The organism is Enterococcus sp. AZ167 (assembly GCF_051714025.1).
GTDB lineage: Bacteria > Bacillota > Bacilli > Lactobacillales > Enterococcaceae > Enterococcus_D > Enterococcus_D casseliflavus.
The window spans coordinates 276698-302877 of sequence record NZ_JBIORB010000001.1 but is presented as its reverse complement, the minus strand read 5'-3'; the positions used below and the strand labels follow the sequence as shown (position 1 = coordinate 302877).

Here is a 26180-nt window from a genome sequence, read left to right as displayed (position 1 = left end):
GCCTCCAATATCTTTATAATTCTCGGCGACCTTCTACTGCTTTTAGCAAGGTCACTTCATCCGCGTATTCAATATCGCTGCCCACAGATAAGCCATGAGCCAAACGCGTGACTTTAATACCAGCAGGCTTGATCAAACGTGACATATACATCGCCGTTGCTTCACCTTCCGTGGTCGCATTGGTCGCAATAATCACTTCTTTGACCTGATCATCATGCAGCCGCTGTATCAGCGATGCAATGTTGATATCTTCTGGACCTGTCCCTTCCATCGGGGATAACACGCCATGCAGCACATGATAAAGTCCATGATACTCCCGGACTTTTTCTAGTGCCATGACATCTTTAGGCTCTTCAACCACTAAAATCGTTTCTTTGTCTCTTGTTGGATCACTACAGATCTCACAAGGATCTTCTTCAGTTATATTTCCGCAAATACTGCAAAAGTGCAAATCTCGTTTGACACTAAGCAACGATTTGGCAAACTCATTGACGACTTCTTCTTTCATATCGATTGTATAAAATGCCAAACGTGTCGCGGTTTTTTGTCCGATTCCCGGCAGTTTCATGTAACTGTCGATCAATCGGGCGATCGGTTCAGGATATTGCACCGTCATTTCTCCTTTTATAGACCCGGAATGTTTCTTGTATATTTGCCCATCGTTTGTTCCGATTCTTTTTCAATTTTCTTCAATCCGTCATTGACAGCTAAAATGATCATATCTTGCAGCATTTCCACATCGTCAGCATCAACGATCGCTTCATTGATAGTAATGTCTTGTAACGTCTTATCGCCAGTAAAGGTCGCTTTGACATAGCCATTTGTCGATTCGCCGATAAATTGTTTGCTGTTCAGCGCTTCTTGTTCTTTCATCATTTCTTTTTGCATTTTTTGCATTTGTTTCATCATGCCTTGCATATTTCCCATGCCTCGCATCATTATCAATCACTCCATTTTCATTAATTTTCTTCAATGCTGGTTAATTCACCAAATAACTCTTGCGCTTTTGTTACTAAGTCGTCATTTTCAGGTTCGACAGGAGCGGCTTCGGTCTCTTCTTGGTCTACTTCAATTTCCGAATCTGCCGTTGCTTGACCGCCGGCCAAAAACTCTTGCCGTAGTGCCGGCCAACTTTCTTTTGTGATAAAGACAGCCTGTGGGGCATAGTCTTTGATCATACGAGACAATTGATTATGGATCATCAATTGAAACTCTTGGTCGTTACTTGCACGCTGGCATAAGATCTCATAGTCAAAAGCGATCACGACGCCCGATTCGCTGGCAGCTTTTGCTTCACTGGAATGCAGCATCGCTCTTTGCGTCACGGAAAGAGACATCAAAAGATCGTCCCAAACATTGCGAACGTTTGCCAAGTCTTTCTTCGTTGCACTTTTCAGTACTTGGAACACGCGTTCCTTTGGTAAACGGAACGTAGTGGCCGCCTTGGCTTTCTTCACTGGTGCAGTGGTTTCCGCAACGGCACCTGCCGGTCGATTCTCCTGCAGTCGTTGCACCTCTGCCTGAAGTTTTTGCAATGCTTGCCGTAACTGCGCCACTTCTTGACTATTATCAGCTGAATTGCTAGCAACAGCAGCACTTTCTGGATCATTGGCTAATTTGACCACAGCCACTTCCAAATAGATCGTAGGATTGTTCGTAAATCGTACTTCATTTTGCGTATCGTTTAAGACCGTGATCCAGTGATAGATTTTTGCTGGCGGGGTATTTTTTGCCAGTGTTTGAAACGCTTCAGTCAACTGTAGCGACTTTTCAGATAACAGCTGCGGCGCTTGTTGATACATCAGCAAGTCTCGACAATAAACCAACAAGTTTTCCAATAAACGTCGGGCTTCTTTACCAGAGGCTAATAACTCCCGCAAGGTCGCTAACGCATCGGCAACTTCTTTTTCCCCGCAAGCTTGCATCAGACGGTCCATCATTTCATAGGACAAGCTGCCCGTCACTTCAAGAGCATCTTGGGTCGTTACGGTTCCATCACTAAAAGCGATCGCCTGGTCGGTGATACTCAAGGCATCCCGCATACCGCCTTCTGCGGCTCGCGCAATGATCTGTAAAGCTTCTGCTTCGTAATTGATCTCACTAGTAGTAAGGACCGTTTCTAAATGACCCACGATATCTTGCGTATTGATCCGTTTGAAATCAAAACGTTGGGTTCGAGAAATGATCGTTGCTGGAATCTTATGGGGCTCTGTTGTTGCCAAAATAAAGACAACATTTTTCCGTGGTTCTTCCAATGTTTTTAGTAAAGCGTTGAATGCGCCTGTTGACAGCATGTGCACTTCATCAATGATATAAACTTTGTATTCAGCTTGGGTCGGTGCATAGTTCGCACGATCACGAATAAAGCGAATTTCTTCTACACCGTTGTTGCTTGCCGCATCGATTTCGATCACGTCTTCTTGCGTCCCTGCTGTGATTGAGCGACACATATCGCACTCATTGCAAGGCTCACCGTTGACCTGGTTCGGACAATTGATGGCTTTGGCAAAAATTTTCGCTGCACTTGTTTTCCCGGTTCCTCGAGGACCCGTAAATAAATAGGCATGCGAGATCTGGTTTTGATCGATTGCATTTTTTAAGGTTTGGGTAATTGCTTTTTGTCCGACAACATCATCAAAACGCTGAGAACGCCAAACACGATATAATGCTTGATAAGCCATAGTTTTCCACACTCATTTCAAAATTCGCTACCTTCTATTATACGTAATATCAGCCAAAAAAACCACCGTTTGCGTGGGGGAATCTCAAAAGAAATGGAAATTTAATCCGCAACCTCCAATTTGTCTCTTTTATTCAAATCCACCTGCGAACGAACCGTTTATTGATGGATTTTGCGAAAAACTCCTCTCCAACTTTAGACTGATAACGTAAATCTCACCTCCTATGGTATAATGAATCTATGTTCATCTATTGTGATGAAAACAATTTAAAGGAGGACTGAAAATGGGTATTATCAAAGCGGCAACAAGCGCAATTGGCGGCGGATTAGCAGATCAATGGCTAGAGGTGATCGAGCCTGACAATATGAGCGATTCGACAGTAATGACAAAAGGTGTCAAAGTGCGGCGTAATGACAAACGCGGTTCCAACAGAAAAGGGACAGAAGATGTCATCACTGATGGCTCAGTGATCCATGTCTATCCGAATATGATGATGTTATTGGTTGATGGCGGGCGAATCATCGATTATACCGCCGAAGAAGGCTACTATACAGTGAAAAACGAATTAGCGCCTTCAATGTTAAACGGTTCATTGAAAGATGCGATTTCTGAAACGTTTGACCGCTTTAAGTTTGGTGGCGTTACACCGCAAAAACAACAAGTTTTTTATATCAATCTACAAGAAATCAAAGGGATTCGCTTCGGTACTTCCTCGCCTTTGAATTATTTTGACAACTTTTACAACGCAGAACTTTTCTTGCGGGCGCACGGAAACTATTCCTTACGAATTACCGATCCAATTTTGTTCTATACGAATGCGATCCCAAAAAACAAAAGTCAAGTCGATATCAACGACATCAACGAGCAGTACTTAGCTGAATTTTTGACCGCCCTACAAACAGCGATCAACAAAATGTCCGCTGATGGCGAACGAATTTCTTACGTTCCATCTAAGAGCATGGAATTAAGCAAATATATGGGAACAGTTCTTGATGACAGCTGGCGAGAACTCCGAGGAATGGAAATCGTTTCGGTTGCCGTCGCAAGCATCTCTTATACGGATGATTCCGTAAAATTGATCAACATGCGGAACCAAGGGGCAATGTTAGGTGACCCTTCGATTCGTGAAGGCTATGTTCAAGGTTCGGTAGCTCGTGGTATGGAATCTGCCGGTAGCAATGCCGCTGGCGCTACGACTGGGTTTGTTGGCATGGGCATGGGGATGAACGCTGGTGGCGGTTATTTGAACCAAGCGTCACAAAACAACCAACAGCAGATGCAGCAGCAACAAGCACCTGCACAAAGCAACGCAGATCATTGGGACTGCCCACAATGCGGCACATCTAATACTGGTAAATTCTGCAGCAATTGCGGCACACCTAAACCAACGAGCGATGGACCAAGTCTGAAAATGAAATGCAGCGATTGTGGTGAAGTGATTGATTTAGCCAACGGCATTCCAAAATTCTGTCCGAATTGCGGCAAACCTTTCAAAGGTGTCCCAGTAGACTAATTGAGGAGGATTGCTGATGGATGTTATCACACATAAGTGCCCCAATTGCGGGGGCGCTTTAACCTTTGATCCTGGCGATCAAAAATTTCATTGTCCATTTTGTCTGAGTATTTTTACTGAAGACGAAGTCACTGCCTTTGAAGAAAAGCAAAAAGAAGCGCAAATGGCCGCTGATTCTTCTGTAGATGCCACGGCTGCCTCAGTGACGGAGCCGAGCCTTGAAGAAGAAGTGCAGCAACAAGCCAATGCACAAGCGGGACAGATGGACCTTTTCACCTGCCCCAGCTGCGGTGCTGAAATCGTGACGGATGCGACTACAGCTGCAACCTATTGCTACTTTTGCCATAACCCGGTCGTTTTATCTGGACGGCTTTCGGGAGAATTTTTGCCAAACAAAGTCCTTCCCTTTGCGATCGAAAAAGAAGAAGCAACGCAAAAGTTTTTAGAATGGGCGCAAAAGAAAAAATTCGTCCCACGGGATTTCTTCGACCAAGCACAAGTAGAGAAATTGACTGGCGTATACTTCCCTTATTGGGTCGTCGATGCCGAGATGAACGGCTCCCTCTCAGGAATGGGTACCTCCTTGCGTATTTGGCGCGTTGGTGATATTGAATATACTGAACACAAACAATACGATGTCTTGCGACGAGGAAAAATCAAGGTGAATGAATTGCTCAAGCATGCGCTGTCAAAAAACGTCCAACAAAAAATGGTAACTGGCGTTCAGCCGTTTCCCCTTGAAAAAGCTGTTAATTTTCGCAGTCAGTATTTAGCCGGCTTCCAAGCAGAAAAAAGAGACATTGAATACATTGATCTTTCCGACGAAGTCAAAAACGAATTATCGGGTTATGCTGAAAACCTGCTAGCAGGTACGGTCAATGGCTATACTAGTTTTAAACGCAACAATCGATCCATCAATCTAACAAAAGAAGAAAACAACTACGTTTTGCTTCCTGTATGGCTAGTGACCTATCGAGCCGATGATGAAAACAAGAGTGCCTTTTATTATGCGATGAATGGGCAAACAGGAAAAGTCAGCGGTGTTTTACCGATCAGTTACAAACGCTTGGGAATCGTCAGTGGCGCAATTTTCGCGGCAACGACCATCCTCGCATTGATTGGAGCGTATTTCTTATGAAAAAACTATCTTATTTGTTGCTTCTGCTGGTTGGCTTTTTCTTCACCACCCTGCCCGCCTTTGCAGCCGAAGAGACAGTCGCAGACCACGCTGGACTTTTTACCGAACAAGAAATCCAGAAGTTGAATGAAGAAGCAGAAGCGCTGAATGCGAAAATCAAAGGCGAAGTGTTTATTCAAACAACGAACAGCAACACGGGAGATATCGAGTTGTATACTAATCGATATCTTTCGAGACGAATCGGCAACGACAACAATGGATCCGCTTTGGTGATCGATATGTCGCAACGTAAATTTCACGTTTCGACTTCTGGAAATATGATCGATTACCTCACTGACTCACGTCTAGACAAGCTACTTGATGCGGTATTTGACCAGATGGCAGAGGGAAATTATTACCAAGCGGCATTGGTCTATCTGCAAAAAGCGGCTGGTTTTGTGGAAGCAGGTGTTCCTGCCGATCACTATCGTATCGATCGTGATACTGGAAAAATTACTTATTACAAAGTGATGACGCCACTAGAAATTGCTATTTGCTTAGCAATCGCAGCAGTGATCAGTATCGCCTTTTTCATCATTGTTAAATCCCGTTACCAATTAAAAATGGGCGGCTACAAATTTAACTATCTAGAAAAATCAAGTATTGATCTGACCCAAAAAGAAGATCGCTTAGTCAACTCCTTTGTCACAACCAGACGCATCCCCCGTCCTTCGAATAATGGCGGAAGCGGCGGTGGTGGCGGTTTTTCTGGCGGCGGAGGCGGCAGTACGACCCACTCTTCTGGCGGCGGTACTTTCGGCGGCGGCGGACGCAGTTTCTAATCGTTGAATAGTTGTTTTGAATGTAAAAAAGAGTTCCTTCAAACGGGAACTCTTTTTTTTCTGCTATTCATACCATGAATCGAGAAGATCCTTTAGCTATCGTCACAATGATTTTGACCCTATCGCAGTTAAAGATATAGAGATCCTTTTGATAATTTTAAATGAACCTCATCGATTTTACTTGAGTATGCTTTTTATTCAAATCATTTCCTTAAACACAGAGAAATCAATATTGCCGCCGGAGACCAAAGCCACAGTTTTCTTTCCTCGAAGTAAATGATCGATCTGTCCGCTTAAAATCGCCGCTGTACTTAATGCACCAGCACCTTCTGCAATGACTTTTTCCTTCAAAGCCAAGTAATGGATCGCTTGTTCGATGTCGGATTCTTCAACTAAGACCGTTTCATCGATACGGGTCTTTAAAACATCATAGGTCAGCTCCCCTGCCAAAGCGACGTCACAGCCGTCGGCAATCGTTCTACTGCGGCGATTAGCTACCAGCTTTTGCTGCCAGATCGATGCGATCATACCATAAACGCCATAGGATTGAACGCCGATGATTTTGACTTCTGGACGAAGTTCTTTTAAGGCTAAAGCCATCCCAGCGATCAACCCACCACCGCCGATGGGAATAATGACATTATCAACATCTGGAAGATCCTCTAACAGTTCGATCGCAATCGTTCCTTGCCCCTCCATTACTGCACGATCATCAAAGGGAGAGACAAAAACTTCGCCACTTTCTTTCATGGCGTCTACTGTCAGTTGTTTGGTTTCATCAAACGTCTCTCCTGCTAAAACGACTTGTGCGCCATAGCTTCTTGTCGCCTCTATTTTTGTTTTAGCAGCCGTTAATGGCATAAAGATTCGGACATTGATCCCCAGTAACGATCCGGCCAGAGCAACACCTTGCGCATGATTTCCTGCAGAACATGCGATGACACCGCGAAGTTTTTCTGCATCAGTCAATGAAGCGAGCTTGTTATACGCCCCCCGCGCTTTAAAGGAGCCGGTACGCTGTAGATTTTCTAATTTCAAAAATATCGCGCCCTCTTTTTCTTTGCCTAAAATATTACTTGGTGCAAGTGGTGTATGGATCATGATTGGTTTCAATCGTCGATACGCAGCAGCGATCCCCAGACTGTCCGTCAACACTTCCTCAATCACAAACGTTCCCCCTTTTTTGTTTTTTTATACTCTCATTGAAGCACAGAACTTGTAGAAAAACAAACTGGGGAACTCGTACAAGCAAAGAGCACTTCCCTATCCTTTACACGTCAATGTCACCAACTATTCTTACAGAAGAATTTTCAGAAAATAATGACATTTCTTTTCTGAAGTGCTATACTTAGAAAAATTAAAAAAGGGTGTGAACGAATGACAATCGATTGGTCAAATTTAGGGTTTTCTTATATCAAGACGCCATGGCGTTTTTTGGCAACATGGAAAGACGGTTCTTGGAATGAAGGCGAACTTACCGAGGATAATTATCTGCATATCCACGAGGGATCAACCGCTCTTCATTATGGACAACAATGTTTTGAAGGACTAAAAGCCTACCGAAGAAAAGATGGCGGCATCAATTTGTTCCGTCCAGACGAAAATAGCAAACGGATGAATCGCAGTGCCTATCGCCTGCGCATGCCAGAGGTTCCTGAGGACTTTTTCTTAGATGCGGTAAAACAAGTAGTAAAAGCAAATCAGGAATATGTTCCACCTTATGGCAGCGGCGCCACCTTGTATATTCGTCCTCTATTGATTGGGGTCGGAGAAAACATCGGTGTCAGTCCAGCACCAGAGTATATTTTTACGGTTTTTTGTATGCCTGTCGGTCCTTACTTTAAGGGCGGATTGACACCGACCAATTTCATTGTTTCTGATTATGATCGCGCGGCACCAAATGGTACTGGCGCAGCCAAAGTTGGTGGAAATTATGCTGCGAGTTTGTTGCCTGGATACGAAGCCCATCAGCGGAAATTTTCCGACTGCATCTATCTGGATCCAGAAACGCATACCAAAATCGAAGAAGTCGGTTCTGCTAACTTTTTCGGAATCACGGCTGACAATGAATTTTTGACACCAAAATCTCCTTCTATTTTGCCAAGTATCACAAAATATTCATTGCTGCATCTAGCGCAACACTCATTAGGATTGACCCCTGTTGAAGGCGATGTTTATCTCAATGAGCTGGATCGGTTTGTCGAAGCGGGTGCCTGCGGAACAGCTGCTGTTATCTCCCCAATCGGCGGGATCCAAAACGGTGAGGATTTTCATGTGTTCTATAGTGAAACGGAAGTTGGTCCACAAACAAAAGCATTGTATGATCAATTGACCGGCATTCAATTTGGGGATATTGCGGCCCCAACAGGTTGGATCTTTGATGTCCCATTGAAATAGCCACACCCATAGACCATTATAAAACGAACGGTCCACTGTGATCGTTCGTTTTATTCTCTTTCCGCCAACCAATTCCTTTCCATCAGGAGAGAATTGATTGCCACAACTCTTTCGACTTGTTACAATCATAGCAAAGGGAGGCGTAATGATGGGTAAACGACTCGGCTATTCTTTGCTTGCAACAGCATTGTATTTGGTGGTTTCCAATATCGGTAATCTCGTTTTTGGTATCAACCGCAGCTTTAGCTGGACCACAACATTGTGGGAAGCATTTTTCTTTTTTATTTTTGTGTTCCTATTCCAACAATTCCGAAAAAAATAAGCAGTGATCCTCGCTAGTAAGAAACGGGGATCGCTGCTTATTCCTTTTGCAGGAATTTCATTTACAAAAAAAAGCGCCAAATCCCTTCATACAAAAGGATTTGACACTAAGAAAAATTATTTAACTGTTACTGAAGCGCCAACTTCTTCTAAAGCTGCTTTCAATGCTTCAGCTTCGTCTTTAGAGATGCCTTCTTTAACTGCTGAAGGAGCTCCGTCAACGACTGCTTTCGCTTCTTTCAAGCCTAAGCCAGTTGCTTCACGAACTGCTTTGATAACTTTAACTTTTTGATCGCCAGCTGCAGTCAATTCTACAGTGAATTCAGTTTGTTCTTCAGCAGCACCAGCATCGCCAGCTCCACCAGCTACAGCTACAGGAGCTGCAGCAGATACGCCAAATTCTTCTTCGATAGCTTTAATTAAATCGTTTAATTCTAAGATTGTCGCGCCTTTTAGCTCTTCGACAATGTTTTCAATGTTCAATGCCATTTTGTTTTCCTCCATTTAAGTAAGTAGTTTAGTTTTTTAATACTGAAAAATCATGCGGCAATTATGCTGCATCTTCTTCTTTTTCTGCCACTGCTTTGACAGCGTAAGCCACGTTGCGGATAGGTGCTTGTAGCACAGATAGCAACATAGAAAGAAGTCCTTCGCGGTTTGGCAATTTCGCCAATGCAGTAATTTCTTCCAATGAAGAAACTTTGCCTTCGATGATACCGCCTTTGATTTCTAAAGCTTTTGCGTCTTTTGCGAAATCGTTAATGATTTTTGCAGGTGCAACAACGTCTTCGTTACTGAATGCTACGGCAGTAGGACCAGTGAATACTTCACCTAAACCTTCTAGACCAGCTTTTTCAGCAGCACGAGAAAGAATTGAGTTTTTGATAACTTTCATCTCAACGTTTGCATCACGCAATTGTTTACGTAAGCGAGTTACTTCATCAACAGTTAGTCCACGGTAGTCAACAACGACTACAGATGCGGCTGCAGAGAATTTTTCACTCACTTCATCAACGATCGCGGATTTTTTAGCGATAGCTGCTTCACTCATTTATATTTCACCTCCTGATTTTGATGGAAGAGTTTCTTCGAAACGAACGGTTCCTTTGTCTTAAAAAAAGACAATAAAAAACTCTATGCCACCGTAGACATAGAGGGACTATTGAAGGTTCTCAATAAACGTCCTCGGTAGGGAATTAAGGCAAATGCCACCTACTGTCTTCGGTACAGTTAAACTTTTAACCTTGACTACCTTACCATAGATAAAGCAGTCAAGTCAATAAAAGTTTTAAATTTTTGTATTAAATTAGAAAGAAGCTTGTTCTACATGGATCCCAGGTCCAAATGTTGTTGTAACTGAGATATTTTTCATGTATTGACCTTTTGCTGCTGAAGGTTTAGCTTTCAACAATGTTTCATGGATTGTTTTGAAGTTTTCGATTAATTTGTCATCTTCAAATGAAACTTTTCCGATTGGTACGTGGATGTTTCCAGCTTTGTCAACACGGTAAGTTACTTTACCAGCTTTAACTTCGTTAACTGCTTTTGTTACGTCCATTGTTACTGTACCAGTTTTAGGGTTAGGCATCAAACCTTTAGGGCCTAACACACGACCTAATTTACCAACAGTAGCCATCATGTCAGGCGTTGCAACAACAACGTCAAAATCGAACCAGCCACCTTGGATTTTTTGAACCATATCGTCGTCACCAACGAAATCAGCACCAGCTGCTTCTGCTTCTTTGGCTTTATCGCCTTTAGCAAAAACTAAAACTGTTTGTGTTTTACCAGTACCGTTTGGTAATACAACCGCGCCACGGATTTGTTGATCCGCTTTTTTAGGGTCTACGTTTAATTTGTAAGCAACTTCAACCGTTGCGTCGAATTTTGCAATATTTGTTTCTTTTGCCAAAGCTACTGCTTCTTCAACTGAATAAGCTTTTGTAGCATCAACTTTTTTCAATGCTTCTTGCATTTTTTTGCTTTTTTTAGCCATTTTGTTTCCTCCTTGATGTGGTTATAACGGTAGAACCTCCCACGTGTCCCATATTTTTCAATATGAAGCCGACTGAGAAGCTACTTCCTTAGGGCTGTAATTATTCTACAGTGATCCCCATGCTTCGTGCAGTTCCTTCAACCATGCGCATTGCTGCTTCAACGTCAGCTGCGTTTAGGTCTTCCATTTTCAATTCAGCGATTTCTTTTACTTGATCGCGTGAAACTTTTGCAACTTTTGTTTTGTTTGGTTCGCCTGAACCTTTTTCAACGTTTGCTGCTTTTTTCAACAATACTGCTGCTGGTGGTGTTTTTGTAACGAAAGTAAATGAGCGGTCTTCGTATACAGAGATCACTACTGGAATGATCAAACCTGCTTGATCAGCTGTACGAGCATTGAATTCTTTAGTGAATCCCATGATGTTGATACCCGCTTGACCTAGCGCAGGACCTACCGGTGGAGCTGGTGTTGCTTTACCTGCAGGAATTTGCAATTTAACGATTTTTTCTACTTTTTTTGCCACGAGACATACCTCCTTGAGTCCGTGATGTGGTTAATTGGAGATCCAAATTTCTCCTCCCACTTTGGTGATTCATGTGCACACACAAAAAACGTGTGACGAAAGCACACTGGAATATTATAGCATCTTTAAGGAATAATTCAAGGTTTTTCAGCTGTTTTTTTTTGAAAAAATACTCACCAACGCTTTTCATCCTTCCTTTGATAAAAAAATAAATAAAAATCTCTTGCTTTTGGTCTGCTTTTTTCATTCTCTCATTTTTTTATGCTACACTACTACTGGAATTCTTCCCTATTCGTTTACTACTATCGAGGTGAAAAAAATGGAACAATTAAAATACCGCAGTGTATTTGATATAATCGGTCCCATCATGGTGGGTCCCAGCAGTTCTCATACAGCCGGTGCGGCTCGGATCGGAAAAATCGTTCGCAGTATTTTTGGTGAACAGCCAGACAGTGTTGATATCCTTTTGTATGAATCGTTTGCCAAAACCTATCGCGGTCATGGAACCGATATTGCGTTAGTTGGCGGTCTTTTAGGCATGGAGCCAGATGATGCTCGCCTAGCAGACTCTTTAAAAATCGCTTATGAGAAAGGGATCGAAGTCCTATTCGTTCCTAAAAAAGAAAAAGCGGAACATCCAAATATGGTCAAGTTGATTTTGACAAAAAGTAGCCACAAACTTTCTGTCACTGGTATCTCGATCGGTGGTGGTAATATTCAAATCTCAGAGCTTAACGGCTTCAAAATTTCTCTGACGCTGGGTACGCCAACTTATGTGATCGTTCATCAAGATGTTCCAGGAATGGTTGCAAAAGTAACCAATTTACTATCAGAGGCTCAAATCAATATCGGTACGATGACCGTAACAAGAGAAGCTGTCGGTGATAAAGCAATCATGATCATCGAAGTCGATCAGCGCAATGATCAGCTGGCGCAACAAATCAAAGTTTTGCCACACGTTTACAGCGCTGCGTATTTTGATTAAAGGAGAAAAGGCACATGTTCTATACAATAGAAGAATTAGTAACAGAGAGTAAAAATTATCCTTCCGTTGCAGAGATGATGATTGCGATCGAAGCTGAAAATACTGGCCGTAGTCGCGAACAGATCCTTGCAATCATGGAAAAGAATTTAGTTGTTATGGAACAATCAGTCGCTGAAGGTGTCGCTGGTGTAAAATCGGTGACGGGATTGACCGGCGGCGATGCGACACGCATGAACGACTACCTTGCTGCCGGTGATTTTTTAAGCGGAGAAACCATTCTACAAGCGGTCCAAAATGCCATTGCAGTCAACGAAGTCAATGCGAAAATGGGCTTGATCTGTGCAACACCGACTGCCGGTAGTGCGGGTGTTGTTTCTGGTGTCTTGATGGCCGTACGTGAACGTTTGGCACTGACTCGAGCGCAACAAGTCGACTTTTTGTTTACAGCCGGCGCCTTTGGTCTAGTGATTGCCAACAATGCCTCGATTTCTGGAGCCGAAGGCGGTTGTCAAGCGGAGATCGGTTCTGCTAGCGCAATGGCAGCGGCAGCTTTGGTTTGTGCAAAAGGTGGCACCCCTCACCAAGCGGCTCAAGCGGTGGCGATCACCCTCAAAAATATGATGGGCTTGATTTGTGACCCTGTCGCGGGCTTAGTCGAAGTCCCATGCGTGAAGCGCAATGCCCTGGGATCTTCCCAAGCCTTTATCTCTGCCGACATGGCACTGGCAGGAATCGAAAGTGTTATCCCACCTGATGAAGTGGTCTTAGCGATGTATCAAGTCGGTCGCCAAATGCCTAGCATTTTCAAGGAAACGGCTGAAGGCGGTCTAGCCATGACACCGACTGCCCAACGCTTGCAGGCAGAAATCTTAGAAGCCAATCGTTGATTTTTTTAGAAACGAACACGAATAAAAACCAACCAAGAACAACCAATCGTTGCTTGTTCTTGGTTGGTTTTCATTTTCCCATGATTTCCAGCGACGAAAAGACAAGTAATCCACACTTGTTAAACAAGTAACAAACGACATTGGCGGTTTTTCTACTCCCACTCGCCTACTCCATAGTGTTTCTTTTGGGCAACGGGTTTTAATACCTTCACAGGCTCGGAAAATTTAGGTTTCCCTTCTGTTTGATCCAACGTGACCAATGGCTGCTCGCTTTCTTGTGCTTTCAAGTCCATTTGTGGTTTTTCTTCCTGGGTAGCTTGTGCCTGATCGGCTGATTTTTGCCAGAGCTGTTTGCTGAGATCCAATAAGGGAATGATCATCATGGCGACGAGCCCGCCAGAAAAACCATTGTTATACAAGTTCAAGCCACCATGTAAGAAATCAATATTCAGTACCATTGAGGCGTGGACAAAACCGACCACCAAGCCGCCTTTCCAGCCATAGGCATTTGTTACTGCACAGAGCATCATCGCAAAAATCGCTGACGTGACTGTAACCGTCTCGTTGATGGTGTATACGCTCAATAGATTGGCGATTGTCACCCCTGCCAATAAAGGCAGCGAGTTAAACACATGAGAGCCACAAGCAGAAAAGCCGATGACACAAAAGATCGCACCGATAACTGGTCCATTTAAAACCGCACCAATACTGACAACGTAAGCCACTAACAAGAATGTCATTAACCCCATATTGATCATCGTATTATAAACGCCAGTATCCCTTAAAATATCTCGCTCGATTTTGCCACTATGCGACCAAATCGCTCGCATATTCAATCGTTTTTTCTTGATCGCCATCAACAAGCCATAGCCGACGAATACCCCACCTAAAACTAGCATCATAAAAATCAATCGAGGTTGCTGCTCTTGAGATACTAATGTTCTTAGCTCGATCGTCAAGCCAAACATTCGGCAGATGGCAGCGACCAGTGTACATAGCATCCCTGAAGTAAATCCCGCACTGTATAGACTGACGCTTTGAAACAGCGCTTGAAAGTATAAGGCCATAGGAACCATCAAAAAACCGGTGAAGAGCCCAATGCCATACCCCATCACTAGACTAAAGTATGGTGGTAAGGAATCATTGAAAGCAAAATAGCTGACGATTGGGGAAACCGATGACCCATAGAGGGCGATCAACAGAAATTTTTTCAATGGTTCGTTCATAAAATACGAATACAGTCGAACGCCTAAAAATATTGGGATAAAATTCAGGAGATTTTTCCCAAAAAAGCCATAGCCAGTCACCATGAAGATCGCAGAGACTGCACCGCCCGTGATCGGTACCCGATAGTGATAGCAAATCGAGATCGCTACAAAGGTCATCAGACTGCTATTTAACAAAGCCGTCCCTACCGAGGTCATGGCAATATAATCGGTGACTAAATGACTTTCCGAAAACAAAATCAACTTGAGCTCTTCGATTGCCACCATTGGATCAAAAAACAACATAGCAAAGAAAAATAGCAGCAAATTGAAAAGAAATAACAAGCTATATCCATTATGTACAGAGATCATCCCTTTACCATGGGGATGAAAATCATTGTGAAACTTTACTCTAAAAAAAGTGACTAGTTTTGACATAGGACCCCTTCCTCTTATAAAGCGCTTACTGATTTTGAGAAAAAAAGTGGGCCAACGAATTGGTCCACTTTATTCTCATTACTGTTATTTTACCGTAAAAGAGTCATTCTTGCTAGTGAATCCAGTAGTTAAATCTTATCTACTTGCTCAAAATCAAGTTCTGTACTCGTTTCACGACCGAACATATCGATGTTCACTTTTAGTTTTTGTTTTTCTTCATCGATTTCTGCTACTTGTCCTTCTAGACCAGAAAACGCACCTTCGATGATTTTGACGGTTTCGCCAATTTCTACTTCCAGTTCAACTGTCCGAGTGCTCATACCGATCGAACGTAAAATTGAATTGATTTCTTCTTGTAATAAAGGCGCTGGCTTGCTTCCTGCACCATGGGAACCAACGAAACCTGTTACCCCAGGAGTATTACGTACAACGTACCAAGATTCATCCGTCATGACCATTTCAACTAATACATAGCCAGGAAATGTTTTATGAACGATTTCTTTGGTTTTGCCGTTTTTTTCTTCTGTTTCTACTTCTTCGGGAACGACGACACGGAAAATATAATCACCCATACCCATGCTTTGTGCACGTGACTCTAGGTTCGCTTTTACTTTGTTTTCATAGCCAGAATACGTATGCAGTACATACCAATTTTTTTCAAAAGATTCCATTTTTTTCGGACTCCCCATCTTTTTGTAAAATAAAAAAACCTCAGCTGCACCGAAGTTTTTCCTCAAAGCGATTATAGCATGATTTGCGATAAATGACTAGCGCTATCAGTAAGAAGTCTTACTTTAGGATCCAATTGAAGACTGTTTGAATCAGTGTGTCCATCACAAAGAACATCAATGCAAAAATAATGGTTGTTTGAATCACCACAAAGGTATCTTTACGTAATTGCTTTTTCGATGGCCAAGAAACGTTTTTCATTTCTTCAACAACATTTTTCAAAAATTTCATTTGATTCCCTCCTTACTTCGTTTCACGATGCAACGTATATTGATTACAATACTTGCAAAATTTGTTGATTTCAAGGCGTTCGCCTTTTTTACCTTCACTGACTGATTTTGAATAGTTGCGGGATCCGCAGACAGAACAAGCCAAAGCAGCTTTTTTTGTTGCCATCTTAGTGTCCTCCCCCTTTTTATAAAGTTTTCCAACACTAAAAATACCATTTATTTAAGAATGTGTCAATTTTTGATTTTCTGTCGTAAAAATATAGTTTCTTCTAATTTTGTGGTATGATAATGGTGTTAAATGGGTATTTGGGAGGGAAAATTATGTTATTAAAAACAATGGTTTACAAAAAACGCGATTTAACAACGGTAAAAGAAACAGCTACTTTAGAAGAAGCGCTGGCAATTTTGGAAGAATCTGGTTATCGTTGTGTGCCTATCCTAGATGAATCAGGCAAGATTTTCAGAGGAAATATTTATAAAATGCACATTTATCGCCACAAAGCAAACGGCGGCGACATGACTTTGCCAGTCACTTATCTACTAAAAAATGCGACCAAATTTATTTATGTCAATTCTTCTTTCTTTAACGTTTTCTTTACGATCAAAGAATTGCCTTATATTGCTGTATTAGATGAAAACAATCAATTTTATGGCATCTTGACACACAGTTCTTTGTTGAACATGTTGTCACAGTCATGGAGTGTTGAGCAAGGAAGCTATGTGTTGACGATCGCATCAACTGGTCAACAAGGCGACTTAGCAGTCATCGCAAAAATAATCGCAAAATACAGCAGTATTGCCAGCTGTATCACACTGGATATCGGTAAAGATGAATTTATCCGTCGTACGATGATCACTTTACCAGCGAACACATCAAAAGAATTATGCGACAAGATCGTTTCTCAACTGGAAGCAAAAAATTTCAAAGTTGTGGAGATCGAAGACCTAAAAGCAGAATAAAACAAAAGATCATTCCTAAAAAAGAAAGGAATGATCTTTTTTCTTGTTTTTTGAGAACCATCAAAGCAAAAAACAAGATTTTTTTTAAACGCGCTTATCGAAACGAACGGCACGATTGATGATATACATCACAGGTGCAGTGATCGTCATCACGATAAATTCACTCAATGCCGTTGTTGCAAAGGTTGGCCAGAAAGGTAATGCTAAGGTGATGTTTAGCATAATCGCAATCAGGAACATGCTTAATGAAAAAACAATTGTATTAAATGCGAGTCTTAAGAAAACATTTGGAATCTTCTTATGTACCAAGGCAGTTGCTCCTAAGGCTAAAAAGCTTCCGAAACCGCCGAATACGACATCCAAGATCCCCATTCCAAAGAACAAGTTATACACAACGACCCCACCGACGACACCCCACATCAATTTTCTGTTGAAAACGACTAAGTGATTCAACCCTTCAGATATTCTGAATTGAATCGCTCCTGAGGCGACTGGTGCGACCAGAACCGTTACAGCAACATAAAGTGCCATAATGATCCCATTGGCTGCGACGACACGCAAACGTTGATTGGTTAGATTTGTTGATTTTTCCATTTGATCCCTACTTTCTCCGAGTTTTGATTACGCGGGATGGTTGATGAACCGCGGTGCGCTTCGCACAAGTACTTATTATACACATTAATAGCCATATATCAATGTTAAACCAGCCAAATCCTTTTCTAAATCACCTTAAAAGCTTTTTCTAAGTCAAGTTTCTCACCGATTGCCATTCATTCAGTGCTTCTTTATTCTACTTAAACAAGCTAGTCACGGCTCATGGGGTAGCTTTTCTTTTTGGCTTCCAATAAAAGCATACTTTTGGAAAGCAAACTCAATGAGAAATACTCTTGCAAAGCCTACGCTTACTAATAAAAAAGTACCGCTAGTCATGCTGATCTTTCAGATAGCAAAACTAAAAAAAGAAGGGAGAGAAGCACTTGTAATCGATGTCGCAAATCACGTGATGGATAATCATATTTTTTTACTTTAACGAGGCACGCAATAAATATGTTACAATATACTCATATAAACAAAAATAAAAGGAAGAAAAGGTGTAATAATGAAAAAAATAGCGATAAAATTAATAACTCTCCTTCTGATGGTCATAGCTGTTGGTTGTGGAAATGGTAATGGTAATGAAAATATCACAAAAGAAGACTTACAAAAAAATGACTGGCTTATTGAGATAGATGATGATGGTGAGTATGCAGTGATGACAGCCACATTTAGTGAAACGAATCTTACTATTGGTACCGATAATAGCTCGCTACAATCAGAAGAAGATGATGAACTGGAAGAGCTTGGAGTAGCTTTTGATGGGGTAGTCTGGGAAGAATTCGAGTATACCTACAACTATACCCTTGAAGACAATCAGCTAGTGATGCAAGATCCAGAATATGAAACTGAGATGTCCTACTTCTTCCTTGAAAGAGATGGTAAAAATATTATTTTTACATTTATTGAAGGAATGAACGATGAAGATGGTAGCTTTGTGCTGAAACCTCGCTAAAAAAAGGATCAGCCTATAAAGCGGGCAGCCAGTAAACTTACTTTGTGAATCCTCATATCTAGCAAAAAATACTATGGAATAAAAAACTCCTTTCCCGCTGAGGGGAAGGAATTTTTTATAGTGATCGAACCAGTTTCAAGTGCCCGATTGTGTACACATTGACTGAGTCCTTCTCTATTTAGCAGGTCGAAAGCCCGCTTTGTAAGCTTCCACCTCTGTCTTGAACATACGAATCGGACTGGTCGTTTTCTTATAGTATTGACTGCCCGGTAGGTGATAAATCTTTTGTTTTGACCCTTTGATCAACCCTTTGCCCCGTTTATCTACATATTTTTTCAGTCCATCTCGAAAGCCATTATTCGTCGTTCCAGGTGCTTTCCCACCTTTTTTTACCAGCTTGATCTGAATTGCTTCCAATTGAAAACCAAAGCCAGAAGTTCCTGAGGACTGCCCGTTTTTTGCCCAGCCCATCCAGCCAAATTGTTGTGCATTGACTCGATAATAGACATCATAATACTTAGCGATCTCACCGGTAAGTTTGATTTGGATCGCTTCCAAACGCTGCCCCTTACCGCTTGTACCAGATAGCGCACCATTTTTTCTAAAAGATTTTTCCCATCCTTGTTTCTGAATGGATGTTTTATATTCAATACTTCCTTTATATTTTTCGTTTGTAATTTTTATTTTGATTGCTTCAAGTCGCTTCCCTTTTCCTGTAGTCCCTGACGTCTGAGCGTTTGTTTTCCATGATTGCCACCCTTGAGACTGGACATTCGTTTGATAGCTCACGCTCGGTGAAGAAGCAGCGAAAACTGTCACTGGAAAAACAACAAAACCAAGTAAGAAAACAAGTAATACAGAAACTTTTTTCATTTTATCCCCTCCTTATTTTTGATTATCTCAATATAATATCTAAAAAACAAACTTTTTATAAACAATAAATAGTTTTTTATCAAAACAATTTATATAAATGATAACAGGACTGAAAAATCAAAAGAAGGATCACTCATGGAAATGAAAAGGAGCTTTGAACGAGGAATGCGAAAATCAATTCATTTTAAGTTAGGTTTACTTATTGTATTCCTTTCAATACTCAAAGTTGATAAGTGCATAGGATAAAACTAGCTTTTCGACTACGGGTAGAATTTACCTCTCAACGCACGATGAAAGAATCGTTGTTCATTTTTCAGAAAATCTAAAATATGAGTGCTTGCGATATGGTATAATCTATTTCGTTGAAATTGTTTTGAGAGGATGGCATGATTGAAATTATTTGGATTGACCTTTGGCTTAAGAAATGTAAAAACTGGCATTAGTGTATTTCTGTGTATTTTGATTAGTTTTCTTTTGAATCGTGAAACGTATGTTGTATCGACGATCACAGCTGTTTTCACATTACGAGAAGACCATGAAAACACCGTCAAATACGGGAAACATCGGATTGCCGGCAACAGCTTCGGTGCAATCGCTTCTGTGTTTTGTATTGCGATATTTAACTTTTTCGGACATTCGTCCGTTATACAAATCATTGCGATCCCTTTAGTGATCATGTTGATGATCGCTTTATTGGTCAAATTTGATTACTCCGAGGGAACAGTTGGTGCTTGTGCCACACTATTGACGATTTTATTTATGATTCCTCAAACTGAATCATACTTGTATGCCTTTAATCGGATTATTGACAGCTTCATAGGCATGACGATCGCCATACTGGTGAATCGCTTTTTCCCATTTCCCAATAAACGCACTGCACAAACGAAGACAACACCGAGTCAGAGCGATTCGGTTTGAAACAAAGCAGAAAAAGAACCCCATCTCAAAACGGCATTGAGATGGGGTTTTAAAAATGGATCAATTACTGAAAAATACTTGTTGGTCTTCAACTAATGGATAAGCGATCGGTACATTGCCTTCCAAATCTTCTTTATTCATATCGACTGCAACGATCTGACTATTTTCATACGTACGATAGTAATAGATCCCTTTGTCTGTATTGCAGCAAGAAGTATAAATCGTGTATTCATAGTTTTCATTTCCAGTATCACATAGTCCTTTTTGCTGTTCGACAGAACCTAGAATATGGAAAAACTGACTAATGCTTTCGGATTCAGATTCTCCAGAAACGGAATTCAATCGGGTAAATGCCGCTTTGACAAAACGAGACATCGAAGAAAGATCTCCTGGCAGACCTAAGCCCCCCATTCCACGACTGTACTCATCAAAATCCAGCTTGTCAGAAAAATGCGTTTCTGGTGTTTTCGATGATAACACACGGTAGTTATTCAAATTGAATAACTGGTAGTCAAATGGCGGATTATTCGTTAAGACCCCGACCGGATTTTCATGAATATGAAGACCATCACTCATACTCTCAACAACGATGGCGCTCTTTTTATCAGCAATCATCCAATGCAATGGCGATAATGGTAGTTCTTCACTAAAATTGATCTTTACCAGATTAACCTTCGCCAACAGGGCTTTTGCCTCTTCCACGGTAGCGCATTGTCCTAGTATCCATGGGATGAATTCAAAAGGCGTGACATTTTCTTTCCCCTCTTGAAACTCATTGTATACAGCATTTTCTGGAAAATTCAAACCAGCGATACCTAAGCCTTTTTCGTTGACCGCATCATAATAGAGTGGGTATTCAGCGACTCCAGCAGCAATCCCGATCATCGCATAATGGTGATCTATTTCACTTACTTTGCGAAATTTCAATTGATAATTTCTCGGAGTAATGGTCACCACTTCTTTATAAGAAACATCGTAATCAAAATTTCTGCCAAAATAATGATCCTTCGTTACATACGTTAGCGCAGTACACATCCTAATTCCTCCTAAAATAAGTTTTTACACCTTTAATTTACTCCTATCGCATTTTTTTAACAAGTAAAACGGAAGAAATATTAATAAAAAAATAGTTAGATATATTATGATTGTTTTAATACTACAAAACAACAAAAATCAGCTACCTTGAAAGTCCTTCCATCGATGAAAGCGCAAATTTATTCAATTTTAACAACATTATAACGTATACATTGTTAAATAATGATTAAAAATCGGAATATTTCTTTATTTAAGAAGTGCTTAAATGTAAAATAGATAGAGTATTAGGAAAGAATGGTAACCGTTCTTTTTTTACAATACAAAAATACTAATTCATCGAAAATTATAAAAAGAAATTATAGTTTTCTTTGAACAAAGGGGATAAACAAACGAAAAAGACTCTATTTGGATTTGTGTTGGTAACGGCCTTATTTATGGCTGGCTGCTCGAGTGAAGACGCGGAAAGTGATACTGTCGAATCCTCACAACAAACAACAGAAACCACGACGGCGCCATCTGAAGATGATGAAGAGATAGATGATTCAGACGAAACTGATGATTCTGATGCCGACATCAGTGAAAGTTCTGAAGAAGAAACTGACAGCGAAGCGAATCAAGTGTCTGCTGACGATCTAGAAGTACAACTTGAAAAATTATCCGATACGTACGCTGAAATGATTGCAGAAGTGGAGGGTTATATTGCGAATCCTGACACGTATGACTTAACAGCCTACACCTCTATCATGCGCAATTATACTGATTTGATGAGAGAATTACAAACGACTACAGAAGCAATTGAAGCTGCTGATTTAGGTGACGGCTGGGCCTATCACGATATCTATATGGATATTTTGGAGGACTCTGTAAAACTAACAGAAGCTTTCGGTAATTTACCAGAAATGCAGCCATAATTAAAGGAGAAATGCGATGAAAAAAGTACTAATCAAACTGGTACGAATCTTAAGCATTATCGCGATTATTTTAAATGTGATAGGCACTTCTGCTCTGTTTTATATTGCTCACACTCATAATTTACTGGGATTTATGATTCAAACTTGGCAAAATAATCCATTAAATTTTAGTAATTCAGATGTGCTCATAATCAATAATGCGATTATATTTTTGGTGATTCCAATTTTACTTTTAACTTTCGTGAAAAATCCCAAAAAATAATCTTTCGTGGCTGCTCGAGCCGTAAACTTTAAAAGCAAAATCGTTTGTCCATCGATTTGCTTTTTTTCTTTACCTTTCATTTAGAAAGTTTAAAATTCTCTAAAAAGCACAAAACAAATATTGTAAGCGATTGCTAAAATAGGAAAACCTGCTATACTGTAAGTGTAAGGAGCAAGGATTCCCAGTAAAGCAGACGAAGCAGGTTCTGCAAGAAAAGAATTGTTGTCAACTTAGAATAAAAGACAAAGGATGTGGGAATTTGAGTTACTCCTTACTAATTGAATAGGATTCGGCGATGGGCATCGTTACCTGAGGATCAAAGTGGACATAAGAACCTTTGAGAACCTAGAAAGCACAATCGTCGAATCTATTTTTTTGCTCTTTTTTTCAGGCATCGTCCCCCCTCCTTCTGTCGAAACATGCTATAATTAATCGCATTGAACGAAAAAACGATATGGAGCTATTCATAAAATGAACTATTATTATCACTTCCTCGTGAACCCTGCCTCAGGCAGTGGACGAGGAAAAAAAGCGGTGGAACGTGTGCAAAAAATCGTAAAAAAACATCGTTTCCCCCATCAAGTCCATGTAACAAAGTCTCCAGGTGATGAACGAACGATCACACGAAAACTCTTAAAAGAACGCCTCATTCCTTGGGATGAGGTCTATTTAGAAAATGGCGAGATGCTTTATCCATTATTGGTGGTTATCGGCGGTGATGGAACGTTGCACCAAGTAGTATCAGAGTTACAACTTGAACAACAACAAATCCCCGTTGCCTATATCTCTGCTGGTTCAGGAAATGATTTTGCTCGGAGTATTGAGTTGCCGCGGGAACCAGAAAAAGCATTTTGGAAAATTGCTGGTACTACTAAACCTCAAGAATTGACCATTATCCGTTATGAGGAGCAGATCCAAGAAGAAAATGGCATTGCCCTTAACAATGTCGGAATTGGTCTTGATGCGGCAATCGTCTATACCACCAATCACTCTATGGCAAAAAGCAATCTAAATAAGTTTAATCTTGGCTCCTTTTCCTATATCGCTGCGATTATTCGGGTTTTGTTTCGCCAAAAAGACTTCCCGATCTTAGTTGAGTGCAATGGGCAGCAGTTCAGTTACAAAAAAGCTTTTTTATGTACCACGACCAATCATCCTTACTTTGGCGGCGGTGTGGCGATTGCCCCAACTGCTTCAGTCAAAGAGAAAAAGTTTGATTTTGTTCTTGTCGAACGTGTGTCGCTTTTTAAGATTTTTTGGCTGATCGGCTTACTGATGCGAAAGAAACACATGAATTCACGTTACTTTCACCATCTTTCCACTTCGAAGCTGAGAATCATCTCCACCGTTCCTCAACATGGACAAGAAGATGGCGAGGAAATGGGGCAACGCCCCTTTGATATTACCTTTACCACGGCTTCACAATTATTCTGGTGCCCATAAAAAAAACGATACAAATCGCTGCTGATTTGTATCGTTTTTCTATACGTTCGATCATTAATTTTTCGCCGAGTGGTATTGCCAACGACGGCTTCCTTCTCTTCCCAAAATAAATTGGAGCATTGAAAATACGGCAGCAAAAGCAACTAGTACGAAGCCATTGAACCAAAAAGATTCTGTGAACGCTTGATTATAAGTGAGGGTTTCACTGATCAATGTATTGTTTTGTACAAACCAATAGGTTGGCGTAAACGCTGCAATTTTATTGACGATATCTGGCAGGAAATTCGCGGATACAAAGACGCCACCGACAAAACAACTTCCTGTTATAAAGATATTGCTGATCCCACCGATTGCTTCTGAGTTTTTCACCAGGGAAGTGACACAAGCTGAAAAGCTGATAACTGGCAATAAAAACAAGAACGTATTCAAAATGTGGTACCAGGCTGCTGTATCCCAAGACGTGCGAATCACTAATAACACCATCAGTAGTAGAAAGCCGAAGGTCAAGAGTAGCGAGTAGCTGATCAAACTTAGAAGGATTTTCCGCTGCAATACACGCTTCGGAAGTGGTGCACTCTGGTTTCGCTTGCTGATTTCTTTGCGATTGAATGCCAAGTTGATCACACCAAACCCGCTAAATACCGAGAGAAAGAGCCCATAAGACAATAAGTTAAAGGTCATGCCAGTCAACAGTTTTTTCATTCGCTGCCCATACTCTGCACTCAGCTTCACATCCCCTGTGACCGCCAGTGCAGATTGCGCTTGTTCTATCGCCGATCCGACGGTTTTGCCTTCCTCCTGAAACAAAAGGACTGTTTGTAAAAAAGTGTTCACTTGCTGAGTGACGACTGTTTTAGAAAAGGCATCTGGTCGACTTTGAATCTCGATCGTCGGCATCTTGCCTGCCTCAACTTGATGAGTGAAATCTGCTGGCACATGCAAGACGATGTTTACACGATTAAAATAAAGCGCATCATCAATTTCTTTTTGCGAGGTGCCATCCAACGTGACCAAGGTTTGCTTTTCTTTTAAATAGGCTCGGAGACCATCCACGACAGGCGACTCCTCCTCACTGATCAAAGCAATTTTTGCCTCTTGCAAAGAGGTGTTTTCGACATCGATGCTTTGTGCATAAAAGAATGTGACAACAACAGTGATCAATACCCCAATCAGTAAGTTCGACTTATTTGCTTTAAGCAAAGTCCAAATCGTTTTATAAAGCGTCATAGCGCACCCCTCTTTCGATCCAAGCATTCCCGATGGCAAATAGGACGATAAAGCCAGTCAGCCATAGAAGATTGCTATAAAAGCTAGTCAAATCTGTATAGTAGTACAATTGATACAGGCTTTCACTGATCAAATTGACGAGATTCACTTGCCCCAACAGTGGCACATGCAGATCAAGCCAATACTTGATTTGTTCCGAGCCCATCATCCCGGCAAAAAAGCTCATTGCCATCGTCACGGAAATCAAAATTCCGTCCTTTTGCACCAAATTCATTTTTGGTGTCAAATTCCCAATCAATGTCCCTAGCAAAATCGCACACAATGATCCTAATGCGGCAACCAGCAGTAACCACTGCCAACGTTGTCCGAAGTCTACTTGATAGACAAAACGAAAGACGGCTAAGATAAGATAGATTTCGACTAACACAATCGTAAAACTTGCCGCTAAATTCGCACTTGAAACCAATGTCCGTTTCCTTGGTATCAAGGAAAGCCGAATACCATTCGCGGATTGATTGGCTTGCTGATCCTGGACATTGCGGACACCCCACATCGTCCCGTAGAGGATCGCCATCCCGATCAACGTAAAGAAATAGAAACTTTTGACACTCATGTCACGATCAGCATTCACTTCTTGAAAAGTCGCTTCCTGCTCAAAAGCCGATAGAATTGGTGCCAGATCAAGGCTCTCAAGTTCTGCCGCTTTACTAGCAATGATTGCTGTGCGTTGTAAAAATTGATCCATTACATTTTTCATCAACGACTGGCTCATGCCCGCTTGGCCCACATGCAGAGAAATGGTTTCATCATCAATCAGATAATACCCAGCTAAATCACCGGCAGTCAGCTTCTCAGCTGCCTCTGCCTCTTGTAATTCCTCGAGTTCAAATAATGGTTTTTCATTGATTTTTACTTGTTCAAGGACGGTGGAAAAATTTTCCGAAAGCGCTGTTTGATCTCCAGTCTTTACGATCCCCGTTGTGATCGTTTCTAGATTGCCCGCTTGATCGATCTCCCCGAAGGCAGCCATAAACATTAGACCTAAGAGGATAGGAAACGCCAACGTCCAAAACAGCATGGATTTATTTCGCAGCAATACTTTTGTGCGGTATTTATAAAAATGCCAAAACATTGTGAT

General features: G+C 41.3%; 30 protein-coding genes and 1 other annotated feature. Of the genes, 13 read left to right on the top strand and 17 right to left on the bottom strand.

Annotated features, from left to right (window positions below):
• Nucleotides 1-13 precede the first annotated feature (13 nt).
• Genes recR through dnaX form a run of 3 tightly spaced genes read right to left on the bottom strand, consistent with a single transcriptional unit; the run spans nucleotide 14 to nucleotide 2681 of the window.
• Nucleotides 14-610 (bottom strand): recombination mediator RecR, encoded by a 597-nt coding sequence (gene recR, locus IGJ05_RS01450; RefSeq protein ID WP_005229813.1) that lies wholly within the window; start codon nucleotides 608-610, stop codon nucleotides 14-16.
• Between the two features lie 14 nt (nucleotides 611-624).
• On the bottom strand, nucleotides 625-939 hold the full coding sequence (locus IGJ05_RS01445) for a YbaB/EbfC family nucleoid-associated protein (protein ID WP_005229811.1): 315 nt from the start codon (nucleotides 937-939) through the stop codon (nucleotides 625-627).
• A 20-nt stretch (nucleotides 940-959) separates the two neighbouring features.
• Nucleotides 960-2681, bottom strand: coding sequence for a DNA polymerase III subunit gamma/tau (dnaX, locus tag IGJ05_RS01440; protein WP_266166368.1), 1722 nt, complete (start codon nucleotides 2679-2681; stop codon nucleotides 960-962).
• Nucleotides 2682-2964: 283 nt separating this feature from the next.
• Between dnaX and IGJ05_RS01435 the strand changes: the two genes are divergently transcribed.
• Genes IGJ05_RS01435 through IGJ05_RS01425 form a run of 3 tightly spaced genes read left to right on the top strand, consistent with a single transcriptional unit; the run spans nucleotide 2965 to nucleotide 6153 of the window.
• Entirely contained in the window at nucleotides 2965-4194 is a 1230-nt protein-coding gene (locus IGJ05_RS01435; RefSeq protein WP_010749514.1) for an SPFH domain-containing protein, read from the top strand.
• 16 nt (nucleotides 4195-4210) lie between these two features.
• Nucleotides 4211-5332 carry a hypothetical protein gene (locus IGJ05_RS01430; protein ID WP_015509952.1) on the top strand — a complete coding sequence of 374 codons (1122 nt, stop codon included), beginning with the start codon at nucleotides 4211-4213 and terminating at the stop codon, nucleotides 5330-5332.
• Nucleotides 5329-6153 carry a TPM domain-containing protein gene (locus IGJ05_RS01425; RefSeq protein ID WP_266166367.1) on the top strand — a complete coding sequence of 275 codons (825 nt, stop codon included), beginning with the start codon at nucleotides 5329-5331 and terminating at the stop codon, nucleotides 6151-6153. Before IGJ05_RS01430 ends, IGJ05_RS01425 begins: the two co-directional genes overlap by 4 nt.
• Nucleotides 6154-6351: 198 nt before the next feature.
• Here IGJ05_RS01425 and IGJ05_RS01420 read toward each other — a convergent pair whose 3' ends face one another.
• On the bottom strand, nucleotides 6352-7320 hold the full coding sequence (locus tag IGJ05_RS01420; protein ID WP_142968239.1) for a pyridoxal-phosphate dependent enzyme: 969 nt from the start codon (nucleotides 7318-7320) through the stop codon (nucleotides 6352-6354).
• A 210-nt stretch (nucleotides 7321-7530) separates the two neighbouring features.
• Here IGJ05_RS01420 and IGJ05_RS01415 point away from each other — a divergent pair, with 210 nt between their 5' ends.
• Nucleotides 7531-8550 (top strand): branched-chain amino acid aminotransferase, encoded by a 1020-nt coding sequence (locus IGJ05_RS01415; protein ID WP_266166366.1) that lies wholly within the window; start codon nucleotides 7531-7533, stop codon nucleotides 8548-8550.
• A gap of 148 nt (nucleotides 8551-8698) precedes the next feature.
• The gene (locus IGJ05_RS01410; RefSeq protein WP_005231922.1) at nucleotides 8699-8872 is read left to right on the top strand and encodes a hypothetical protein; all 174 of its coding nucleotides are present in this window, start codon (nucleotides 8699-8701) and stop codon (nucleotides 8870-8872) included.
• A gap of 116 nt (nucleotides 8873-8988) precedes the next feature.
• Here the strand turns inward: IGJ05_RS01410 and rplL are convergent, their stop codons facing one another.
• The 4 genes from rplL to rplK form a co-directional block, all read right to left on the bottom strand.
• Nucleotides 8989-9360 carry a 50S ribosomal protein L7/L12 gene (gene rplL, locus IGJ05_RS01405; RefSeq protein WP_003127081.1) on the bottom strand — a complete coding sequence of 124 codons (372 nt, stop codon included), beginning with the start codon at nucleotides 9358-9360 and terminating at the stop codon, nucleotides 8989-8991.
• Between the two features lie 61 nt (nucleotides 9361-9421).
• Nucleotides 9422-9922: a 50S ribosomal protein L10 gene (rplJ, locus tag IGJ05_RS01400; RefSeq protein ID WP_016610861.1), complete on the bottom strand. Its 501-nt coding sequence runs from the start codon at nucleotides 9920-9922 to the stop codon at nucleotides 9422-9424.
• A gap of 65 nt (nucleotides 9923-9987) precedes the next feature.
• Nucleotides 9988-10114: a sequence feature (ribosomal protein L10 leader region), on the bottom strand.
• 63 nt (nucleotides 10115-10177) lie between these two features.
• Nucleotides 10178-10867 carry a 50S ribosomal protein L1 gene (gene rplA, locus IGJ05_RS01395; protein WP_005229790.1) on the bottom strand — a complete coding sequence of 230 codons (690 nt, stop codon included), beginning with the start codon at nucleotides 10865-10867 and terminating at the stop codon, nucleotides 10178-10180.
• Nucleotides 10868-10967: 100 nt separating this feature from the next.
• Nucleotides 10968-11390 carry a 50S ribosomal protein L11 gene (gene rplK, locus IGJ05_RS01390; RefSeq protein ID WP_005229787.1) on the bottom strand — a complete coding sequence of 141 codons (423 nt, stop codon included), beginning with the start codon at nucleotides 11388-11390 and terminating at the stop codon, nucleotides 10968-10970.
• Between the two features lie 319 nt (nucleotides 11391-11709).
• Here rplK and sdaAB point away from each other — a divergent pair, with 319 nt between their 5' ends.
• Complete coding sequence (gene sdaAB, locus IGJ05_RS01385; protein ID WP_266166365.1) at nucleotides 11710-12375, top strand: L-serine ammonia-lyase, iron-sulfur-dependent subunit beta; 666 nt, start codon at nucleotides 11710-11712, stop codon at nucleotides 12373-12375.
• Nucleotides 12376-12389: 14 nt separating this feature from the next.
• The gene (gene sdaAA, locus IGJ05_RS01380; protein WP_010749448.1) at nucleotides 12390-13262 is read left to right on the top strand and encodes an L-serine ammonia-lyase, iron-sulfur-dependent, subunit alpha; all 873 of its coding nucleotides are present in this window, start codon (nucleotides 12390-12392) and stop codon (nucleotides 13260-13262) included.
• A gap of 152 nt (nucleotides 13263-13414) precedes the next feature.
• On the opposite strand, the gene IGJ05_RS01375 is transcribed toward sdaAA, so the two are convergent.
• The 4 genes from IGJ05_RS01375 to rpmG form a co-directional block, all read right to left on the bottom strand.
• The gene (locus IGJ05_RS01375) at nucleotides 13415-14905 is read right to left on the bottom strand and encodes a DUF1576 domain-containing protein (protein ID WP_010749447.1); all 1491 of its coding nucleotides are present in this window, start codon (nucleotides 14903-14905) and stop codon (nucleotides 13415-13417) included.
• A 128-nt stretch (nucleotides 14906-15033) separates the two neighbouring features.
• Nucleotides 15034-15576, bottom strand: a complete 543-nt coding sequence (gene nusG / locus IGJ05_RS01370) for a transcription termination/antitermination protein NusG (protein ID WP_005229769.1) — start codon at nucleotides 15574-15576, stop codon at nucleotides 15034-15036.
• 118 nt (nucleotides 15577-15694) lie between these two features.
• The gene (gene secE / locus IGJ05_RS01365; RefSeq protein WP_005229766.1) at nucleotides 15695-15865 is read right to left on the bottom strand and encodes a preprotein translocase subunit SecE; all 171 of its coding nucleotides are present in this window, start codon (nucleotides 15863-15865) and stop codon (nucleotides 15695-15697) included.
• 12 nt (nucleotides 15866-15877) lie between these two features.
• Nucleotides 15878-16030 carry a 50S ribosomal protein L33 gene (rpmG, locus tag IGJ05_RS01360; protein ID WP_005229764.1) on the bottom strand — a complete coding sequence of 51 codons (153 nt, stop codon included), beginning with the start codon at nucleotides 16028-16030 and terminating at the stop codon, nucleotides 15878-15880.
• 155 nt (nucleotides 16031-16185) lie between these two features.
• Here rpmG and cbpA point away from each other — a divergent pair, with 155 nt between their 5' ends.
• On the top strand, nucleotides 16186-16824 hold the full coding sequence (gene cbpA, locus IGJ05_RS01355; protein ID WP_005229762.1) for a cyclic di-AMP binding protein CbpA: 639 nt from the start codon (nucleotides 16186-16188) through the stop codon (nucleotides 16822-16824).
• Nucleotides 16825-16908: 84 nt separating this feature from the next.
• Here cbpA and IGJ05_RS01350 read toward each other — a convergent pair whose 3' ends face one another.
• Entirely contained in the window at nucleotides 16909-17418 is a 510-nt protein-coding gene (locus IGJ05_RS01350) for a QueT transporter family protein (RefSeq protein ID WP_005229760.1), read from the bottom strand.
• Nucleotides 17419-17923: 505 nt separating this feature from the next.
• Here IGJ05_RS01350 and IGJ05_RS01345 point away from each other — a divergent pair.
• Nucleotides 17924-18373: a hypothetical protein gene (locus IGJ05_RS01345; RefSeq protein WP_266166364.1), complete on the top strand. Its 450-nt coding sequence runs from the start codon at nucleotides 17924-17926 to the stop codon at nucleotides 18371-18373.
• A gap of 174 nt (nucleotides 18374-18547) precedes the next feature.
• Here the strand turns inward: IGJ05_RS01345 and IGJ05_RS01340 are convergent, their stop codons facing one another.
• Entirely contained in the window at nucleotides 18548-19246 is a 699-nt protein-coding gene (locus IGJ05_RS01340) for a sunset domain-containing protein (RefSeq protein WP_118215482.1), read from the bottom strand.
• 390 nt (nucleotides 19247-19636) lie between these two features.
• Here IGJ05_RS01340 and IGJ05_RS01335 point away from each other — a divergent pair, with 390 nt between their 5' ends.
• Nucleotides 19637-20164 carry an FUSC family protein gene (locus IGJ05_RS01335; protein WP_034858419.1) on the top strand — a complete coding sequence of 176 codons (528 nt, stop codon included), beginning with the start codon at nucleotides 19637-19639 and terminating at the stop codon, nucleotides 20162-20164.
• 60 nt (nucleotides 20165-20224) lie between these two features.
• On the opposite strand, the gene bsh is transcribed toward IGJ05_RS01335, so the two are convergent.
• Complete coding sequence (gene bsh, locus IGJ05_RS01330) at nucleotides 20225-21199, bottom strand: choloylglycine hydrolase (RefSeq protein ID WP_266166360.1); 975 nt, start codon at nucleotides 21197-21199, stop codon at nucleotides 20225-20227.
• A 368-nt stretch (nucleotides 21200-21567) separates the two neighbouring features.
• On the opposite strand from bsh, the gene IGJ05_RS01325 reads away from it, so the two are divergent.
• The 3 genes from IGJ05_RS01325 (at nucleotide 21568) to IGJ05_RS01315 (ending at nucleotide 23815) form a co-directional block, all read left to right on the top strand.
• Nucleotides 21568-22110, top strand: a complete 543-nt coding sequence (locus tag IGJ05_RS01325) for a hypothetical protein (RefSeq protein ID WP_438724986.1) — start codon at nucleotides 21568-21570, stop codon at nucleotides 22108-22110.
• A gap of 16 nt (nucleotides 22111-22126) precedes the next feature.
• The gene (locus tag IGJ05_RS01320; protein WP_015509962.1) at nucleotides 22127-22372 is read left to right on the top strand and encodes a hypothetical protein; all 246 of its coding nucleotides are present in this window, start codon (nucleotides 22127-22129) and stop codon (nucleotides 22370-22372) included.
• 471 nt (nucleotides 22373-22843) lie between these two features.
• On the top strand, nucleotides 22844-23815 hold the full coding sequence (locus IGJ05_RS01315; RefSeq protein WP_438724985.1) for a diacylglycerol/lipid kinase family protein: 972 nt from the start codon (nucleotides 22844-22846) through the stop codon (nucleotides 23813-23815).
• Nucleotides 23816-23869: 54 nt separating this feature from the next.
• Here the strand turns inward: IGJ05_RS01315 and IGJ05_RS01310 are convergent, their stop codons facing one another.
• A complete protein-coding gene (locus IGJ05_RS01310; protein WP_156235826.1) occupies nucleotides 23870-25042 on the bottom strand; it encodes an ABC transporter permease in 1173 nt (390 codons plus the stop codon).
• A complete protein-coding gene (locus tag IGJ05_RS01305; RefSeq protein WP_266166353.1) occupies nucleotides 25029-26174 on the bottom strand; it encodes an ABC transporter permease in 1146 nt (381 codons plus the stop codon). Before IGJ05_RS01305 ends, IGJ05_RS01310 begins: the two co-directional genes overlap by 14 nt.
• Between the last annotated feature and the right edge of the window lie 6 nt (nucleotides 26175-26180).

Excerpts from the sequence above, each read along its gene's own strand:
- IGJ05_RS01445 (WP_005229811.1), bottom strand. The coding sequence starts at position 939 with ATGATGCGAGGCATGGGAAATATGCAAGGCATGATGAAACAAATGCAA.
- dnaX (WP_266166368.1), bottom strand. The coding sequence starts at position 2,681 with ATGGCTTATCAAGCATTATATCGTGTTTGGCGTTCTCAGCGTTTTGAT.
- IGJ05_RS01435 (WP_010749514.1), top strand. The coding sequence starts at position 2,965 with ATGGGTATTATCAAAGCGGCAACAAGCGCAATTGGCGGCGGATTAGCA.
- IGJ05_RS01430 (WP_015509952.1), top strand. The coding sequence starts at position 4,211 with ATGGATGTTATCACACATAAGTGCCCCAATTGCGGGGGCGCTTTAACC.
- IGJ05_RS01425 (WP_266166367.1), top strand. The coding sequence starts at position 5,329 with ATGAAAAAACTATCTTATTTGTTGCTTCTGCTGGTTGGCTTTTTCTTC.
- IGJ05_RS01415 (WP_266166366.1), top strand. The coding sequence starts at position 7,531 with ATGACAATCGATTGGTCAAATTTAGGGTTTTCTTATATCAAGACGCCA.
- IGJ05_RS01410 (WP_005231922.1), top strand. The coding sequence starts at position 8,699 with ATGGGTAAACGACTCGGCTATTCTTTGCTTGCAACAGCATTGTATTTG.
- rplL (WP_003127081.1), bottom strand. The coding sequence starts at position 9,360 with ATGGCATTGAACATTGAAAACATTGTCGAAGAGCTAAAAGGCGCGACA.
- rplJ (WP_016610861.1), bottom strand. The coding sequence starts at position 9,922 with ATGAGTGAAGCAGCTATCGCTAAAAAATCCGCGATCGTTGATGAAGTG.
- rplA (WP_005229790.1), bottom strand. The coding sequence starts at position 10,867 with ATGGCTAAAAAAAGCAAAAAAATGCAAGAAGCATTGAAAAAAGTTGAT.
- sdaAB (WP_266166365.1), top strand. The coding sequence starts at position 11,710 with ATGGAACAATTAAAATACCGCAGTGTATTTGATATAATCGGTCCCATC.
- sdaAA (WP_010749448.1), top strand. The coding sequence starts at position 12,390 with ATGTTCTATACAATAGAAGAATTAGTAACAGAGAGTAAAAATTATCCT.
- IGJ05_RS01375 (WP_010749447.1), bottom strand. The coding sequence starts at position 14,905 with ATGTCAAAACTAGTCACTTTTTTTAGAGTAAAGTTTCACAATGATTTT.
- nusG (WP_005229769.1), bottom strand. The coding sequence starts at position 15,576 with ATGGAATCTTTTGAAAAAAATTGGTATGTACTGCATACGTATTCTGGC.
- secE (WP_005229766.1), bottom strand. The coding sequence starts at position 15,865 with ATGAAATTTTTGAAAAATGTTGTTGAAGAAATGAAAAACGTTTCTTGG.
- rpmG (WP_005229764.1), bottom strand. The coding sequence starts at position 16,030 with ATGGCAACAAAAAAAGCTGCTTTGGCTTGTTCTGTCTGCGGATCCCGC.
- cbpA (WP_005229762.1), top strand. The coding sequence starts at position 16,186 with ATGTTATTAAAAACAATGGTTTACAAAAAACGCGATTTAACAACGGTA.
- IGJ05_RS01350 (WP_005229760.1), bottom strand. The coding sequence starts at position 17,418 with ATGGAAAAATCAACAAATCTAACCAATCAACGTTTGCGTGTCGTCGCA.
- IGJ05_RS01345 (WP_266166364.1), top strand. The coding sequence starts at position 17,924 with ATGAAAAAAATAGCGATAAAATTAATAACTCTCCTTCTGATGGTCATA.
- IGJ05_RS01340 (WP_118215482.1), bottom strand. The coding sequence starts at position 19,246 with ATGAAAAAAGTTTCTGTATTACTTGTTTTCTTACTTGGTTTTGTTGTT.
- bsh (WP_266166360.1), bottom strand. The coding sequence starts at position 21,199 with ATGTGTACTGCGCTAACGTATGTAACGAAGGATCATTATTTTGGCAGA.
- IGJ05_RS01320 (WP_015509962.1), top strand. The coding sequence starts at position 22,127 with ATGAAAAAAGTACTAATCAAACTGGTACGAATCTTAAGCATTATCGCG.
- IGJ05_RS01315 (WP_438724985.1), top strand. The coding sequence starts at position 22,844 with ATGAACTATTATTATCACTTCCTCGTGAACCCTGCCTCAGGCAGTGGA.
- IGJ05_RS01310 (WP_156235826.1), bottom strand. The coding sequence starts at position 25,042 with ATGACGCTTTATAAAACGATTTGGACTTTGCTTAAAGCAAATAAGTCG.
- IGJ05_RS01305 (WP_266166353.1), bottom strand. The coding sequence starts at position 26,174 with ATGTTTTGGCATTTTTATAAATACCGCACAAAAGTATTGCTGCGAAAT.